The organism is Streptomyces sp. B3I8 (assembly GCF_030816915.1).
GTDB lineage: Bacteria > Actinomycetota > Actinomycetes > Streptomycetales > Streptomycetaceae > Streptomyces.
The window spans coordinates 5,437,254-5,452,117 of the sequence record NZ_JAUSYN010000002.1 but is presented as its reverse complement, the minus strand read 5'-3'; the positions used below and the strand labels follow the sequence as shown (position 1 = coordinate 5,452,117).

Below are 14,864 nucleotides of genomic sequence, written 5' to 3'. Positions count from 1 at the left end.
GCCGGACATCAAGGCGCTGGGCGTCATCCCGCGCGAGAGCGCCAAGGCGGCCTTCGGAGCCGTCGACGTGCCCGTCGCCTCAGGCGGCGTCACCTTCCGCCCCGGCCACACCTGAGGTGCGGGCGGGGCGGCCGCGGTGCCGTTCATCCCCAGTGCTCCTCCTTGTAGCGCACGAGGTCGTCGCCGTGGAGCTGCTTGGTGGCGTTGCCCACCCGGACCCAGAAGTCGGTGGCGCCGTTGCCGCCCTTGGCGGGCCGGGCGAACACCGGCCTGCCCGCCGCGGCCACGCTGATCTGACAGACCACGTTGCCGGACACCTCGGGGAAGCGCACGCGGACGGTGGTCGCCGTCGGGGCCGACAGGTTGCTGTCGAGGAGCTGGCGCACGAAGAGCTCGTAGCCGTCGACGCTCGCCTGCGACTCCAGGGTGGCGAGGTCGTTGCCGATGCCGAGGAGAGTCCCGTCGTCGGCGACCCCGATGAACAGGTTCCCGCCCTCGCCGTTCAGGAAGCCGCAGACGGCCTTGACGATGTTGTGCCGCAGGGACTTGTCGGCCTGCCGGGTGTACACGTTCCAGCGGGCGCTGGCCTTGAACTCGGTGGCCTGGGACTCCCCGGCGGCGATCATGTCGGCCGGGGTGGTCGGGACGTACGCGGGGCGTTCCCCCGTGAGGGTCTCGAACGCTTCCTGTACGACCTTGGCGATGAGCCGGCGCCGCCGCTCCAGGAAGGTGAAGTAGTCGAGTTGTTCCCAGCCGACCGGGAGCGCGTGCCAGCGCATCTGCCGCTGGAGTACCTCCGGGTCCATCGCGTCCGTGATGCGCGGCCAGTATTCGTGCGGCGCGTCGGCGCGGGACTGCTCGCCCTCCGGCCACGTCACGTAGGCCATGTTGGCGATGGCGTTGACCTGGCGCCGGTCCGCGACACCCAGTCCGGCGAGCGTCTTGCGGGGGAACAGGTTGTGCCGGTCGACGGTCCTGGCGGGTTTGACCGAGGGGTCCAGCAGATCACGAAGGCGTTGATCGCCGAAGAGCGTCTCGGCGTCGAGGATGTTGAGCGCCGCCTGGTAGGCGAACAGCACCGGGGACCGCGAGGAGGAGGTGTCCAGCCGGTTCGGCAGGGAGATGTCCCAGTAGTCGCCGGTGAAGTTCGCCGCGATGATCCGGTCGAGTTCCGCGGTGAAGGCCCGGCCGTCGCCCGACGGCAGACTGCCGATCCGTCCGAGGTCGAACTCCATCTGCGACTCGGGCGAGTTGGAGTACCGGCCGGTGGTGTGCGCCATGAAGAACCACCGGGCGATCACGGGACGGAGTTCGTCGGCCGTCAGCCCGAAGTCGTGGCGTCCGATCAGCCAGATCGTGTAGCTGTACAGCAGGGCGTTGTCGGAGGTGATCATCTTGCGGCTGCGGAAGCCGGCCGTCGTGACGCACTGGAAGAACTCGTGCCAGTTCTCCAGGTCGAGCGCCTTCGTGTGCGCCTGGGCGAGCCGGTCGAACTGTTGCTGCCGTCGCTCGGCGGTGACCTTGCCGGTTTCGAGGTCCTTCCCCCGCAGGACGCTGTAGACGTGTTGCAGCCGGGCGCGCCGGAAGGCGACCGCGACGGCCACGCGCAGCAGTTGGTCCGGGCTGGGGTCCAGGAAGGCGTTGCGGGGGCTGGGACCGGGAAGTCCCGCGATCACCGCGTCCCGGCTGAAGTCCTCGAGCTGACGGCGCCCCTTCTCCCAGTGCACCGACATCAGGGTGAGGATGAAGTCGGACTGGTTGAGCTTCACACCTTCGGAGTTGATGCGTACGAAGATGTCGGCGACCTGCTCCTCGTCGGCCGAAGCACCGAGCTCCACCACTTGGAAGTGGAAGTCGTGCAGGTCCCGGACCCAGTAGATGCGTTCTTCGAGCTGATCCTTGACCTCGTCCGACAGGGGCTGTCCGGAGGTCTGTGCGAGCCGCCCGAAGAACTGCCGGACGGTGGACTTGTAACCGCCCCGGTCCCACAGCGCGGTGATGTCCGGAATGAAATGGGCGTCCCGCTCGATCGCCGCGTCCGTCACCTCGAACGTCTGATCCTCCGGGCGGAAGGCGATACGCACATTGATCTCGTCGAATGACTTGGTGACGATCTTGCGCCCGGTGAGGACGGCGAACAGGGCGGTGAGCCGCTGCTGTCCGTCGACGACGAGTAACTGGGGCGCCCGGTCACCGGCTTCGGTGCCGATCTGACGCGTCCCCACCTCGGCACCGGTCTCCCAGAACATCAGGGAGCCGATCGGGTAACCCCGGTACATCGAGTCGAAGAGGTCACGGGTCTTCGCCGCGGACCAGACGAACGGACGCTGGATGTCGGGCAGTCCGATCCGGCCGCCTTCGATGTTCTCGATCAGATGCCGGAGTGTGTAGTTGGTGACGCGATACAAGGTGGGTGGCACAGCCGAGGGCTCCTGACGTCCGGTGTCGACCGATCGGTGAAAACGGTCATAAAGTGAGGCAGCATCAGGTTCTTACCACGCGGGCGGGTCGCCTCACAGGGGTCAACGGCGCCTACTCCAGGCGGGGATGACCGGCATCTCGTCGAGCCGGACGTCCGTCAGGCCCGGTGAGCCGTCGGGCACTCGGCCCGGACGGTCTCGCCGGGGCCGGGGCGGTCGCGTACGCCCACGGCGTTTCGGCCACTCCCGTTCCGCTCCCCTCCCCCGGGCCCGCAAGGGTCGGTGTACCCCGCAGCCTCCGACGCGCGCACGACCGCAGGGGTGGCGACTCGGCCGAAACACATGTGTTCGAAAGCGCGGTCGGCTCGTTGAACCGCGCGAGCAGCCCTACCGCCGTCGAAGGGGACCATGTTGACTTCGGCCAGGACACCCGCACACGCGAGTCCGCACACAGTGACTCCGCGTCCACCGGCACCGCACACAGCGACTCCGCCCGCACCGGCACGGCCCGCGCAGGCGCCCGCGTCCCGGTCATCGCGCCGCCGCCCCGCCGCACCGGGAGGCGCCCGGTGAAGAAGCTCTTCGGACGCGTACGGATGGCCGAGCCGGAGGTCTCCGACGCCGAGCGGGAACTCTTCGGCGGCCCGCTGCGCTACGACATGGGCTGGTCCGAACACGAGCGCGCCTGGCTCGACCTGACGATGCTCTCGGCGCTGCGCTCCATGCCGAAACTGGTGGGGGCGACCCTGCGGATGGCATGGCAGGCGGACCGCCGCGCCCTGCTCACGGTGGCCCTCAGCGAGATCGGCCAGGGGCTCACCGCGGCGGTCGGGCTGCTCGCGGTCAACGCCGTGATGCACGCGCTGCTCGGTTCCGGCACCCCCGGGCAGCGGCTGCACGCGATCCTGCCCGGACTGTTCGCCGCCGCCGGGGCCGCCGTGGTCAACTCGGGCCTGTCCGGCTGGTCCACCTCACGGGCGGGCCGGCTGGAGCCCCTGGTGGAGCGGATCGCCACCACCCAGTACCTGGCCGCCGCCGCGTCGGTCGAGCTGGAGGCCATCGAGGACCCGGAGTTCCGGCGGCTCATCGACGTCGCCCAGTACGGTGCCGCGTCCGCCCGCCGCATGATCAGCGCCTGCGTGGCCGCGCTGAACGGCGTCATCTCCCTGGTCTCCACGGCCGGCGTGCTCACTCTCCTCCACCCCGTCCTGCTGCCGATGCTGCTCCTGATCGCGGCGCCGCGCGGCTGGGGCGCGATGCGGGTGGCGCAGGAACGGTACGTGTCCATGCTGACCTGGGTCGAGCACGTGCGGGCCGGCCGCCTCATCGGCAACCTGCTCACCGAGCGCGACGCCGCCCAGGAGGTGCGCATCCACGCCGTCGGGCCGTTCCTGCTCAGCCGCTACGAACGGATGGCAGAGAGCGCCGAGACCGAGCAGGAGCGCCTGGCGGCCGGCAAGGCCGTCACCGAGTGGGCGGCCGCCGCGCTGTCCGGCCTCGCCCTGGCGGCGACGTACGCGGCCATGTTCTGGCTGATCAGGAGCGGGCACATGAGCCTGGCCGTGGCCGGCACCGCCGTCATCGCCGTCCGGTCCGGCTCGGCGGGGTTGGGGGCGCTGGTGATGAACGTCAACCAACTGCACGAGGAGTCCCTCTACGTGCGCGACCACTCCCGGTTCCTGGACGAGGCGGCGCTGCGCACGATCTCCGCCGGGGGCGATCCCGTCCCGGCCCGGGTGGAGCGGATCGCACTGGAAAAAGTGAGCTACCGCTACCCCGACCGGGAGACCGCCGCCCTGGACGAGGTGTCCCTCGCCCTGCCCATGGGCTCGGTCACCGCCGTGGTCGGCGAGAACGGTTCCGGCAAGAGCACCCTGATGAAGGTGCTGTCGGGCCTGCTGCTGCCGCAGAGCGGGACCGTGCGATGGGGGACGTCCGACCTCGCCGCCCTGGACCGCTTCGACGTCTTCGACCGCGTCGCGCTGCTCACCCAGGACTTCCAACGCTGGCCCGTGACGGCGGCGTTGAACATCCGGATCGGCCGGCCCGGCAGGGCGGCGGAACCGGCGGACCTCCAGCCGTCCGTGGAGTACGCGGGTGCCGAACCGGTCGTCGCGAAACTCCCCGACGGCCTGGGCACCCTGCTGGCCCGGGTGTTCCGCGGCGCGAGCGAACTGTCCGGCGGCGAGTGGCAGAAGGTCGGGCTCGCCCGCACCCACTGGCGCAGCTCCACCTCGGACGCCGACGGGGTGCTCATCGTGGACGAGCCGACCTCCGCCCTCGACCCGGAGGCCGAGATCGCCGCGTTCGACCGCATCCGCCGGCTGGCCGCCCCCAACCGGGCCGTCGTCCTCGTCACCCACCGCATGTCCGGCGTCCGCCACGCCGACCGCATCTACGTCCTGCACCACGGACGGCTCGTCGAGCAGGGCAGCCACGACGAACTCATGGCCGCCCGGGGCCGCTACGCCGCGATGTTCGACGCCCAGGCCGCCCAGTACGCCCCCGTACCCGCCCCCGCACCCGCCGTCCCCCGCCCCGGCGGCTCCCCCACCGTCACCGATCCCGTGTGACCCGCCGACTCCGTCTCGGACGATCTCAGGAATCGAGCACGGCGGCCACGCCCTCGATCTCCACGAGCTGGTCCTTGTAACCGAGCACGGTGACGCCCATCAAAGTGCTCGGGACGTCGTGGTCGGCGAACACGTCCCGGACCACCTCCCAGGCGGCCACCAGGTCCTCCTGCCGGGCCGACGCGACAAGAACCCGGGTACTGATGACGTCCCGCAGTGACGCACCCGCGGCGGCGAGCGCGAGCCGCATGTTCTCCATGGCTTTCGCCGCCTGGCCCGCGTGATCGCCGATCGCCGCCGTGGAGCCGTCCTCGTTCAGTGGACATGCCCCGGCGAGGAAGATCAGGCGCGCCTCGGCGGGCGCCGTGGCCGCGTAGGCGTACTCGGCGACGTCGGACAGGGAGGCGGAGCGGATCAGGGTGACGGCACGGGCCATGGTCGTCGGGTCCTTTCCCATCAGGAGTCGAGCCTCGAGTCCGAGCCTCGGATGTCGGGCCTCGACGTCATTTCGAGGATGCCGAGCCTCGATGTCGTGCCTCGGTTGTCGAGCGGGGACATCCTGCCAACGGCCGGCCGGCTTCGCCCTCCCTTTTTCACACCGCCCGCCTCCCCGGTGCCATGGCCGGGCCGCCGGCCGAGCTGTCGCCGCTCGAAGGACTTCCTCGCTGGACGACCGCCCCTCACAGTGTACGTTTGTTCTTATGGATCCCGAGGGAACATCCGGCAGGCGGGGGACGGCGGGCGGTCAGGGGCGACGCGTCCGCCGCCACGACCCACGGCGCAGGGAGCACATACTCGACGCCGCGCTGGACGTACTCGCCGAGGTCGGGGTCGCCGGGATCACGCACCGCAAGGTGGCCGCCCGGGCGGACGTACCGCTGGGCTCCGTCACGTACCACTTCGCGAGCCTGACCGAACTCTGCGCGCGGGCGTTCGCCAGGTACGTCGAGCGGCAAAGCGGCGAGTACGAGGCGCTCTTCGCCGAGGCGGCCTCGCGCGAGGATCTGGTCGACGTCCTGGTGGAACAGGTCCGGGGAGGTCCGTCCCGGCACCGCAGCGCGGTCCTCGGCTTCGAACTGCACCTGGCCGCGCTGCGGGATCCCGCGCTGCGTGCACTGACCCAGGAGTGGACCCGGTCCAGCCGGGCGGTGCTGGCCCGCTGCACCGGGCCCGAGACCGCCGCCCGTCTGGACGCCCTCCTGGAGGGAATGATCATGCACACGCTGCTCTCCACGGAGCCGGAATCCGGTGAGGAGATCCGGGCGGCCGTCGTGCACACGCTCGGCCCCGCGGCGACCGGTCCGCTCAGGTGAGCGTCCGTACCCCCACTCACCCGCGCACCCCGCCCGAGCCCCCTCCTGAGGAGAGCACCGTGCCCACCACCCCCGTCATCCGCGTCACCGACGCCGACCTCGAGGACCTCCGCGCCCGGCTGCGTGCCACCCGGTGGGCCGAGCCCTGGCCCCTCGACGGCTGGGAGGCAGGCACATCCGCGGCCGAACTCCGCCGCCTCGTCGCGTACTGGGCCTCGGGCTACGACTGGCGGGCCCACGAGGCCGCCGTCAACACGCTGCCGTCCCACTTCGCCGACATCGGCGGCACGCCGGTGCACTACCTCCGCTACGACGGCGAGCACCCGGGCGCCCTGCCGATCGTGCTCACCCACGGCTGGCCGAGCACCGTCCTGGAACTCACCGCCCTTGCCGAACGCCTGGCCGCTCCCTCCCGTCACGGCGGCGACGCCCGGGACGCCTTCACCGTCGTCGTCCCCTCGCTGCCGGGCTTCGCCTTCTCCCCGCAGCGGCCCACACTCGGCGGCGGCGAGCAGACCCACGACCTCTGGCACCGGCTGATGCACGACCACCTCGGCTTCGCCCGCTACGCGGCCCACGGCGGCGACCTGGGCGCCGGCATCACCTCCCGGCTCGCAGAGGCGCACCCCGAGGCCCTCGTCGGCATCCACCTGCTCGCCGTCGCGGCACCGGCCGACCACGACCCGGCCTCGTCGACCCCCGAGGAGCGGGCGTATCTCGCGTCCGTCGCGGCCTGGCAGGCGGAGGAGGGCGGCTATCTGCACCAGCAGGCCACCCGCCCGCTCACCCTCGCCCCCCCGCCCTGAGCGACTCACCCGCCGGACTGCTCTCCTGGATCGTGGAGAAGTACCGCGCCTGGAGCGACTGCGGAGGCGACCTGTCCACCCGCTTCAGCGACGACTTCCTCCTCACCCAGGCGTCCCTCTACTGGTTCACCGGCACCGTCTCCACGTCCCTCCGCCCGTACTACGAGTACGCACACCACCTGACCCGACGAGTACGCCGCGTCGAGGTCCCCACCGCGCTCGCCCAGTTCCCCGCGGACCTCTCCCGGCCGCCGCGCAGCTGGGCCGAGCGCACCCACCGGCTCACGCGCCACACGCTCATGCCCCGCGGTGGACACTTCGCCGCCCACGAGGAACCCGCCCTGCTCGCCGACGACATCGTCACGTTCTTCCGCGAACTCAGGGCCCACGAACGCCGGTCGTGAGCCCTGGGGCGGGGTGCCGGAACCGGGGGACGAAGTCCGCGATCGGAACCCCGTCGAAGATCACGCCACGTACGCTCGGGCACATGGTTGAGCATCGGATGATCGACGTGAACGGGGTCCGGCTGCACATCGCCGAGGAAGGCGAGGGCCCCCTGGTCGTGCTGCTGCACGGCTTTCCCGAGTCATGGCACTCCTGGCACCGCCAGTTCGGCCCGCTGGCCGCCGCGGGCTTCCGGGTGGTCGCCCCCGACCAGCGTGGCTACGGGCGCAGCGACCACCCCGCCGACGTGGCCGCGTACAGCATCCTGCACCTGGTCGGCGACGTCGTCGGCCTGATCCACGCGCTGGGCGAGGAGAGGGCGTACGTCGTCGGGCACGACTGGGGTGCGCCGGTCGCCTGGCACACCGCCCTGCTGCGGCCGGACGTGGTGCTCGGGGTGGCCGGCCTGAGCGTGCCGCCGCCGACCCGGGGCCCGGAACCTCCGCTGGTGGCCATGGAGAAGAAGTTCGGCGGGCGCTTCTACTGGAACTACTTCGACCGCCCCGGAGTCGCCGACGCCGAGTTCGGGCAGGACCCGCGCACCGCGCTCCGCAAGTTCTTCTACGCGGCCTCCGGCGACCGGCCCGGCGAGGTCGAACAGCCGCTGGTCGACCCGGAGCGGGGCTGGCTCGCCGCCATGCCCGACCCCGAGGTGCTGCCGGACTGGTTCACCGAGACCGACCTCGACGCCCTCACCGACAGCTTCTCCCAGGGCTTCACCGGAGCCCTGAACTGGTACCGCAACCTCGACCGCAACTGGGAGCTGACGGCACCCTGGCAGGGCGCCGCCATCACCCCGCCCGCCCTCTACCTCTACGGCGACCGCGACCCCGTCCCCGCCTTCCCCGGCGCCCCCGAGTTCATCGCAAGCCTGCCCGACCGCATGCCCAACCTGCACCGCGCGCCCGTCGCACTGGCGGGCTGCGGACACTGGACCCAGCAGGAACGCCCGGACGAGGTCAACGCGGCACTCATCGATTTCCTCACGGCCCGTTCCTGAGCAGGCCCGGTGATTCACATCGCCTCGCCGCCCTCACCGGGGCGTCGCCGAGAGAGGAAGGTCCCGTCGTATCCGAGTTCCTCCGTGATGATCCCGTCCTCGGCCTCGAGAAGGCTGACACCGGTCTCGAAGTACTGCACCTCGACGTCCTTCAGGCGCTCCTGCACCATTCCCACCCTGTCCGTCCGCCCGCCATTTCCCGGAGGTCGGGGCTTTCGCTTCCGGCATCGAGAAGACGACTCGGAAGCGAGGTGGTGCCGGAGAAGGCGAGGCCGGGGAAGACCGTGCGGAACTCGGTGGCGAAGGCGCGCACCTCGTCACGTCCACGGCACGGGGCGTGCAGGGAGTATGCGAATCGGATGTCGGGTGCCGCCACCTCGTCGATGACGGCGGGGTTGACTTCCGGCCCCCAGAACTCGGTGAACCAGCGACCGACCACTGCCTTGTTCTCTTCTGTCGGCACGACGTACTCCTTGTGCATCGCGTGCTTGTCTTCGCGGGTCTTCCCGGATCCCTGACCGGGAAGAAGCCGGCCGCGGACGGCATGTGACGCGGGAATCGAAATCCGTCCGCGGAATGACGGTCAGGCGGTGGTTTCCAGAGTGAGGAGAGCGCGCTTGGCCTCGGCGCCGCCGACGTACTGTCCCGCCGAACCGTCCGAGCGCACCACGCGATGGCACGGCACCACGACGGGGAGCGGATTGGTGGCGCACGCCGTGCCGACAGCACGCACCGCCCGGGGGCTGGTGGTGGCCGCGGCGACCTGGGCGTAGCTCGCGGTGCGCCCGTAGGCGATGTCGGCGAGATGGGTGAGGACTTCGTGGCGGAAGCCCCGGGACAGCCGCCAGTCCAGCGCGAGGTCGAAGCCGCGCCGCCGGCCGGCGAAGTATTCGTCGAGCTGGCGGCTGACGGGATCCAGCAGACGCGGCGCGTGGAGGACGCGGGGGCCGACCGTGTCGGCCAGCGACTGCAGGACCTCGGCGTGGTCCTGGACCGCGTAGGCGACCTTGACCAGGCCGCGGGGGGTGGCGGCCAGCAGAAGTGTTCCGACCGGTGTGTCCATGGTCCGGTAGGAGAGGTCGAGGACGTCCTCCTCGTGCGCCTGCCTCACCAGCCGTGCGTGCAGCCGGCCCATGACCTGGTCCTCCGGTGGCAGCAGTGCCGCGGCAAGGCGCCCACCGTAGTAGTCGTCGTCGTGCGTGTTCACTGTCGGGCTCCCCTCTCTGCGATCAGTTGTGGATATGTACTGCGCAACCTCTTGATGCCGTCGGCTGCGGCTCGGCGAGCGGCGTCGGCGCTGCCGCCGATCAGTGCGGCGATCTCCTTGTACGGCATTCCCGCCACGTGGTGGTACGCCACGGTCTGGCGTTGCCGCTCGGGCAGTGCTTTCAGCGCGTCCCACAGGGCGCCGTCCCACGACGCTTCGTCCCACAGTGCGCCGCCCCGGCCCGGGGTCGAGCCGGTGTGAGCCGGGGGCGGGGGTTCGGGTGGCTCGTCCACGGCGATCGGGCGCCGGTTGTTGGCCCGGACGATGTCGATGGCTTTCCGGTGGGCGATCGTGACCAGCCAGGCTTCGATGTTGGCGTCGACCGCGAGGCGCGGATAGGCCTTCATCGCGGCGAGGAACGTCTCGGACCACGCGTCCTCGGCGTCGTTCGGTCCCAGGACGGCCCGGCACACCCGCAGGACCGTCGGCCCGTGGTCGCTCACGATCTGTTCGAAAGGTGGTTTGGTCACGTCTGGTAAACGACGTGGCAGCGCGGGAATGTGAGGTGCGAGGCCATAGTGCTTCCGTTCGGGGAGAAGCGGGAGGAGCCGGAGGAGTCGCCGGTCGGCCTGCTCCCCTGAAACGTCCGGGCGGCGGCCCTCCCCGGCAGCCGATTCTTCCGGACGACCACCGGCACCCTGTCGCCACGAACGCGAAGTCCGAATTTTGCCGGCGCGGGCGAGGAGCAGCGGCGGTCACCGGGCGGAGCCCCCTGACCGACAACCGCGCGAAGGCCGCTCCTTCGCCCAGCCCTCCCCCGCTTCGGACGCCCTGTTCAGCGACACCGCACCGGCAGACCCGGCACCCCTCGTCCCGCACGACAGGACTCTTCCGGCCCTCGGCAACGGCAACTGGGCGGACCGGTAGGCCCGGTTGGACGAGGAAGGAGTGGCGCTCACTCCCCCGCTGGTCCTGCGGAACGGCGAGGGATGATCTTCCCCGTGCGGCACCGCCCGGTCCGTGGCGGGAACGGCTTCCGCCGCCACCCCATGCGGTGGAGCCCAGGGTGTTCTTCCCCGACGAGGCGACCGCGATCGCGGCCGGACACCGACCCTGCGCCGTATGCCTGCCCGGGAAGTACGCCCGCTGGAAAGCGGACCAGGAAAGCACTGTCAGCGGCACCGGGGACGTCCGCGACCGCCGGGTGACCTCCTGCCGGCCCCGCGGGGCGGAAGCGTGACCGCGTTGCTGCCCGGCCTAGTCCCTCGCCGACGCACCCGGCCCGGTGGCCTCCATCGCCCCCGAATAATGGCCTGACCCATTAGTCGGGTAGAGTGCGGGAGTGCTCACCGACCCGGAACCGCTCTCCGTGTCCTTCGCCAACACCCTCTCGTCCTCGCTGCGGGACCGGATCGGCACGCTCGAGGAGTTCCGCGGGTGGACGAAGAACTGGCCGACGCTGCAGCCGCTTGCCGACCGGCTGACCGCCGCCGGCTTGGGGAGCCTGCTGGAACGCCGCGATGCCACCCAGTCGGTACTGCACGCGGTGGCCGACGGCCGCAAACCCTCCGCGGCCGCGTTCGCCCTGGCGACGGACGCGGGACTGGAAGCAGCACCTTTTCGCCTGCGGCCGACGGCCGGCGGCGCGGCCGTGGGCCGGGTGCCGCCCCTCGAAGCGATCTCTCATCTGCTCGCACGATCGACGGTCGACCTCCTCCTCAGCCCCCAGGCGGCCGGACTGCGACGGTGCGAGGGCACGGACTGCCGCAAGGTGTTCGCCGGCACACGTGCCAACCGTCGCTGGTGCGACACGCGCGTATGCGGCAACCGTGCCCGAGTGGCGGCACACGCACGCCGTCACTCGTGACGGAGGTCGTACCGGTCCGCCACAGTTGAGCCGGCTTCCCGATCGCCGGCGCCGCCCCGCTGCCGGGGAGACGGTTGCGCGCCGTCGCGATCGTCAACGCGTTCGTGCACCTCGCAACCGACGAGGTCGACTTCGTCGGCCTGGACGTTCCGATGACGTATCTGCTCGCGTAGCACGACCGGGTGCTCGCCGGACGGGGTGCGGAACGCACGCTCTCCGAACAGTGCCGACGCTGCGAAGAACGCGTGAGTTGCCCTGGTTGTTCGGGCGGTGGACGGCTGCCCGCCGTCTCACGTGAAGGCGACAGGCCGAGGCACAGGCACTGATCGCACCAGAGCCGGAGACGGCGACGGCGACGGCGACCGGACACGTGGGCATGACCGTGATTGAACTCCCCTCCCGCGTCCGGCAAGTCACCAACGGCGGGGAGCAGTCGGGCGACGCGGCTACCCTCCGTCACCACGCCGGGCACGTGAGCGGGGCGGTCGAGCGCCACCCTCAGCCACTCTCCACCCGCAAGGTGACCTCGGGCCGAGCACCCACTGACGACGCATCACGCCTGGCGCAACACCAACGGCGCCGGATCACGCGTCCACGCGTCCTCGCCCGGCACCGAGGGTGCCGACAGGACCCAACTGCCGGAAGCGTCACGGAAGAGTCGGCCCTCGAAGTCTCCGCTTCGGGGGGTGCCGTCGACGTCGACGTGCAGATACCGGAACGTGGCCGTTGTTTCGTCTGCCGCGCACGAAGCGGCGAGCATCCCGTGCGCGATGTTCCCTCCGCCGTATCTGGCGACGATTCCGTCGGCGTTCCGGTCCAGACAGAACACGGCCTGTGGCCCGAACACCGGGCTGAGGCTGGTCGGTGCGGGCCGGAGGACCGTGCCTCCGGCACCGAGCGGTTCACCCGCGAGTGCGGTGACGACGCGTCTGACTTCACCGGCGACACCCTGCGGCACGCCGTAGTAGTCGTAGATGCCGCCGCGTCGGCGGTCGTAGCCGCAGATGACGAACAGACCGCTCCCGGTGGCGGCCTTGACGGCGCCGGCGAACCATCCCACGAAGCCGCTGTCGTCGACACCGGCCGGCAGGATCACGCGGAAGACGGCGAAGACCTCACCGTCCGAGCCACCCGAGCCGTCCGAGCCGCCCGGCATCAGGGCGCTCACCCGGCCTTCGTCGCTCACTCTCGCGATCGCCGCCTGGGCAGCGTCCGCGGTCTCGGCCTCCGCGCCTTCACGGAAGACCCATGTGCCGGGCAACCAGTCGACAGTGCAGTGACGCATCACCGCCCTCAGCCGGGCTTCGGACTGTGCTGGTACCTCGGCAGACACCTGAACCATGCCCCCACACTGCCTCGTACCACCTAATGTGTCAAACCATTAGTACCGATTCATCCCGCGCCCCGCGCCCCACCTCACCTGCGGCGGTGTCCCACGCCCTCACGGCCCACCCGCCGCGCACCTACGCGACGACGGGCCGATGCCCTCGTCGAACACGAGGGATCCGTCCGGCGGGCACGAGTACCACTGGAGGGGCACGCGGAACCCATCGACCAACCCGGCATGGTTCTCGCCGAGCTGTTCGGCGAGAAAGGGCACCTGGCGTCGCCGACGGCACCCTCGTCCACGACGCGCTCCGAGACGCGCCCGGGCACCATGAACCGTGTCGATCCACAAGGGGTCCGGCGTTCGGCCCGGCAGCGGGGAGTGCGAGCGGTGCGGGGCGACCCGACCGTGTGTCCGCCGTCCCTCTCCGGTCGGTGACGGAGGCGGACCTGTCACCCCGCGTGTGCGGGCCTGCTCTCATCGACGGGCGGCGTGGGGCAGGCGTCGTCAGCGGGGCGGAGCTGGCGGAGACGGGTTCCCACCAGTTCGACGCGCGAGGAGACGCCGAGCTTTTTGAAGATCTTCCGGAGATGGAAGTTGACGGTATGAGGTGACAGCTTGACGCGGGAGGCTATCTGGCGGTTCGTCAGTCCTTCCGCGACGAGCCGCGTGATGGCCCGCTCGGTGGGGCTCAGCAGACCGCACTCCCCGTCGTCCACCGACCGCTCCTGCCTCAGCAGGCCGGCGGCCCTGCACAGCAGCGGATGGCGGAAGCGAAGCCGGTCACCGTCGAGGACGAGCACACCGGCCTCCACGGCCTCGCGCACGGAGGCGAGCACGGACACCGCACGGCCGTCCGGGAGGCGCATCAACTCGCTCGTCCACGGCGAGAGCTGCCGTGCGGCGAGCTCCTGCAGGAGGTCTCGGGCCGGGCCGGACAGCCGGGGATCCGCACGCAGCAGCGTGGTCAGCACGCGCGGCGGAAGTGCCGTCGACGCCGGACCGGCGACGTCGCCGCGCACCCTGTGGCCCGCACCGGCGACCAGCTCGTCCAGCACCGCCCCCAACAGGGCGGGATGTCCGCCACAGGCCGTGATCAGGCGCTCCACCGATGCGTCCGGCGATTCCCCGAGCCGGTCCGCGGCCATCCGTAACGCGTCTTGAGGTCCCAGCGGGCCGAGCGCGAGGCCGACGGAGTCCGGATGCCGGAACAGCGCGTGCGGGGCCGGTCCCCCGGTGCCGCACAGCAGCCACACCACACGGCGGTCCGACGGTGCGGCGGGCAACCCGCGCAGGGCGGCCAGAACGTCGGGATCGTCCCAGACGACATCGTCCAGGGCGATGAGCACAGGCCGGGCCGTGGCATGGCGAGGGCCCGGCAGTTCGGCGTCGAGGGCCGCGTCCAGGAGGTTCGGCCCAGGCGTGGGTGCGTCCGGCTCGGCCGAGCCGGGAAATATCCGGGAACGGGGCGGGCCCGTCATCAAAGAAACCGCCAGCAACAGTCTCCTGTGCCGCGCCGCGGGGCCGTTCACGACATCGAAGCCGGTCCGTCGCGCGGTGTCCGAAATTCGATCGACCAGGACGGTCTTCCCGCAGCCCTTCGGACCGTGCAGCAGGACCAAATTACTCGGCCTGCTCCTTATTCGGTGTAAACATCGCCGTAATACCCGTTGCTCATGGACACGGCCGTACAAATTCACTTTTCTCCCCGGTGTGTGCCTGATGCAGCAATCGCTTCGGCACGTGTTCGCGAGGCATGACGCCCTGAACCCCGTATGCGACGTTAACCGACCCGGGTAAAGGGGATCCCATGTCCGACCTACGCTTTCCGGCCGATCGCGAGGCCGATTCCGCACTCTGCGCGCCGCCTTACCTCACCTCTCTTCGGTCCGTCAACTACTCGAACA

Annotated in this window: 14 protein-coding genes; 6 read left to right on the top strand and 8 right to left on the bottom strand. The window is 70.8% G+C overall.

The features are described from left to right. Nucleotides 1-143 precede the first annotated feature (143 nt). Nucleotides 144-2,420: a DUF262 domain-containing protein gene (locus tag QFZ64_RS26320; protein WP_307069800.1), complete on the bottom strand. Its 2,277-nt coding sequence runs from the start codon at nucleotides 2,418-2,420 to the stop codon at nucleotides 144-146. Nucleotides 2,421-3,016: 596 nt separating this feature from the next. Between QFZ64_RS26320 and QFZ64_RS26315 the strand changes: the two genes are divergently transcribed. Further along, a complete protein-coding gene (locus tag QFZ64_RS26315; RefSeq protein ID WP_307071871.1) occupies nucleotides 3,017-4,993 on the top strand; it encodes an ABC transporter ATP-binding protein in 1,977 nt (658 codons plus the stop codon). Nucleotides 4,994-5,018: 25 nt separating this feature from the next. On the opposite strand, the gene QFZ64_RS26310 is transcribed toward QFZ64_RS26315, so the two are convergent. Then, nucleotides 5,019-5,429, bottom strand: a complete 411-nt coding sequence (locus QFZ64_RS26310; RefSeq protein WP_307069798.1) for a RidA family protein — start codon at nucleotides 5,427-5,429, stop codon at nucleotides 5,019-5,021. A 265-nt stretch (nucleotides 5,430-5,694) separates the two neighbouring features. Here QFZ64_RS26310 and QFZ64_RS26305 point away from each other — a divergent pair, with 265 nt between their 5' ends. The 4 genes from QFZ64_RS26305 to QFZ64_RS26290 all read left to right on the top strand — a co-directional run bounded on the left by QFZ64_RS26305 (nucleotide 5,695) and on the right by QFZ64_RS26290 (nucleotide 8,556). Continuing rightward, a complete protein-coding gene (locus QFZ64_RS26305) occupies nucleotides 5,695-6,306 on the top strand; it encodes a TetR/AcrR family transcriptional regulator (RefSeq protein ID WP_307069796.1) in 612 nt (203 codons plus the stop codon). Between the two features lie 59 nt (nucleotides 6,307-6,365). Further along, nucleotides 6,366-7,112 (top strand): epoxide hydrolase family protein, encoded by a 747-nt coding sequence (locus tag QFZ64_RS26300; RefSeq protein ID WP_307069794.1) that lies wholly within the window; start codon nucleotides 6,366-6,368, stop codon nucleotides 7,110-7,112. A 32-nt stretch (nucleotides 7,113-7,144) separates the two neighbouring features. Further along, entirely contained in the window at nucleotides 7,145-7,516 is a 372-nt protein-coding gene (locus QFZ64_RS26295) for an alpha/beta fold hydrolase (protein WP_307069792.1), read from the top strand. An 83-nt stretch (nucleotides 7,517-7,599) separates the two neighbouring features. Beyond that, nucleotides 7,600-8,556, top strand: a complete 957-nt coding sequence (locus QFZ64_RS26290) for an alpha/beta fold hydrolase (protein ID WP_307069790.1) — start codon at nucleotides 7,600-7,602, stop codon at nucleotides 8,554-8,556. Nucleotides 8,557-8,570: 14 nt separating this feature from the next. Here the strand turns inward: QFZ64_RS26290 and QFZ64_RS26285 are convergent, their stop codons facing one another. From QFZ64_RS26285 to QFZ64_RS26270, 4 genes are all read right to left on the bottom strand, one after another. Then, nucleotides 8,571-8,726, bottom strand: coding sequence for a hypothetical protein (locus QFZ64_RS26285; protein ID WP_307069788.1), 156 nt, complete (start codon nucleotides 8,724-8,726; stop codon nucleotides 8,571-8,573). Further along, on the bottom strand, nucleotides 8,708-9,037 hold the full coding sequence (locus QFZ64_RS26280; protein WP_307069786.1) for an ester cyclase: 330 nt from the start codon (nucleotides 9,035-9,037) through the stop codon (nucleotides 8,708-8,710). Before QFZ64_RS26280 ends, QFZ64_RS26285 begins: the two co-directional genes overlap by 19 nt. Before the next feature lie 102 nt (nucleotides 9,038-9,139). Beyond that, the gene (locus QFZ64_RS26275; protein ID WP_373430775.1) at nucleotides 9,140-9,619 is read right to left on the bottom strand and encodes a methylated-DNA--[protein]-cysteine S-methyltransferase; all 480 of its coding nucleotides are present in this window, start codon (nucleotides 9,617-9,619) and stop codon (nucleotides 9,140-9,142) included. A gap of 140 nt (nucleotides 9,620-9,759) precedes the next feature. After that, nucleotides 9,760-10,293, bottom strand: a complete 534-nt coding sequence (locus QFZ64_RS26270) for an RNA polymerase sigma factor (protein WP_307069782.1) — start codon at nucleotides 10,291-10,293, stop codon at nucleotides 9,760-9,762. A gap of 812 nt (nucleotides 10,294-11,105) precedes the next feature. On the opposite strand from QFZ64_RS26270, the gene QFZ64_RS26265 reads away from it, so the two are divergent. Further along, nucleotides 11,106-11,630 (top strand): CGNR zinc finger domain-containing protein, encoded by a 525-nt coding sequence (locus QFZ64_RS26265; RefSeq protein WP_307069780.1) that lies wholly within the window; start codon nucleotides 11,106-11,108, stop codon nucleotides 11,628-11,630. 553 nt (nucleotides 11,631-12,183) lie between these two features. Here the strand turns inward: QFZ64_RS26265 and QFZ64_RS26260 are convergent. Together QFZ64_RS26260 and QFZ64_RS26255 are read right to left on the bottom strand one after the other, a co-directional pair. Continuing rightward, complete coding sequence (locus QFZ64_RS26260) at nucleotides 12,184-12,972, bottom strand: DUF6196 family protein (RefSeq protein WP_307069778.1); 789 nt, start codon at nucleotides 12,970-12,972, stop codon at nucleotides 12,184-12,186. A gap of 437 nt (nucleotides 12,973-13,409) precedes the next feature. Beyond that, a complete protein-coding gene (locus QFZ64_RS26255) occupies nucleotides 13,410-14,657 on the bottom strand; it encodes a LuxR C-terminal-related transcriptional regulator (RefSeq protein WP_307069776.1) in 1,248 nt (415 codons plus the stop codon). Nucleotides 14,658-14,864 lie beyond the last annotated feature (207 nt).

Coding starts and splice junctions, on each gene's coding strand:
- QFZ64_RS26315 (WP_307071871.1), top strand. CDS start 3,017: ATGGCCGAGCCGGAGGTCTCCGACGCCGAGCGGGAACTCTTCGGCGGC.
- QFZ64_RS26310 (WP_307069798.1), bottom strand. CDS start 5,429: ATGGCCCGTGCCGTCACCCTGATCCGCTCCGCCTCCCTGTCCGACGTC.
- QFZ64_RS26305 (WP_307069796.1), top strand. CDS start 5,695: ATGGATCCCGAGGGAACATCCGGCAGGCGGGGGACGGCGGGCGGTCAG.
- QFZ64_RS26290 (WP_307069790.1), top strand. CDS start 7,600: ATGGTTGAGCATCGGATGATCGACGTGAACGGGGTCCGGCTGCACATC.
- QFZ64_RS26285 (WP_307069788.1), bottom strand. CDS start 8,726: ATGGTGCAGGAGCGCCTGAAGGACGTCGAGGTGCAGTACTTCGAGACC.
- QFZ64_RS26280 (WP_307069786.1), bottom strand. CDS start 9,037: ATGCACAAGGAGTACGTCGTGCCGACAGAAGAGAACAAGGCAGTGGTC.
- QFZ64_RS26275 (WP_373430775.1), bottom strand. CDS start 9,619: ATGGACACACCGGTCGGAACACTTCTGCTGGCCGCCACCCCCCGCGGC.
- QFZ64_RS26260 (WP_307069778.1), bottom strand. CDS start 12,972: ATGGTTCAGGTGTCTGCCGAGGTACCAGCACAGTCCGAAGCCCGGCTG.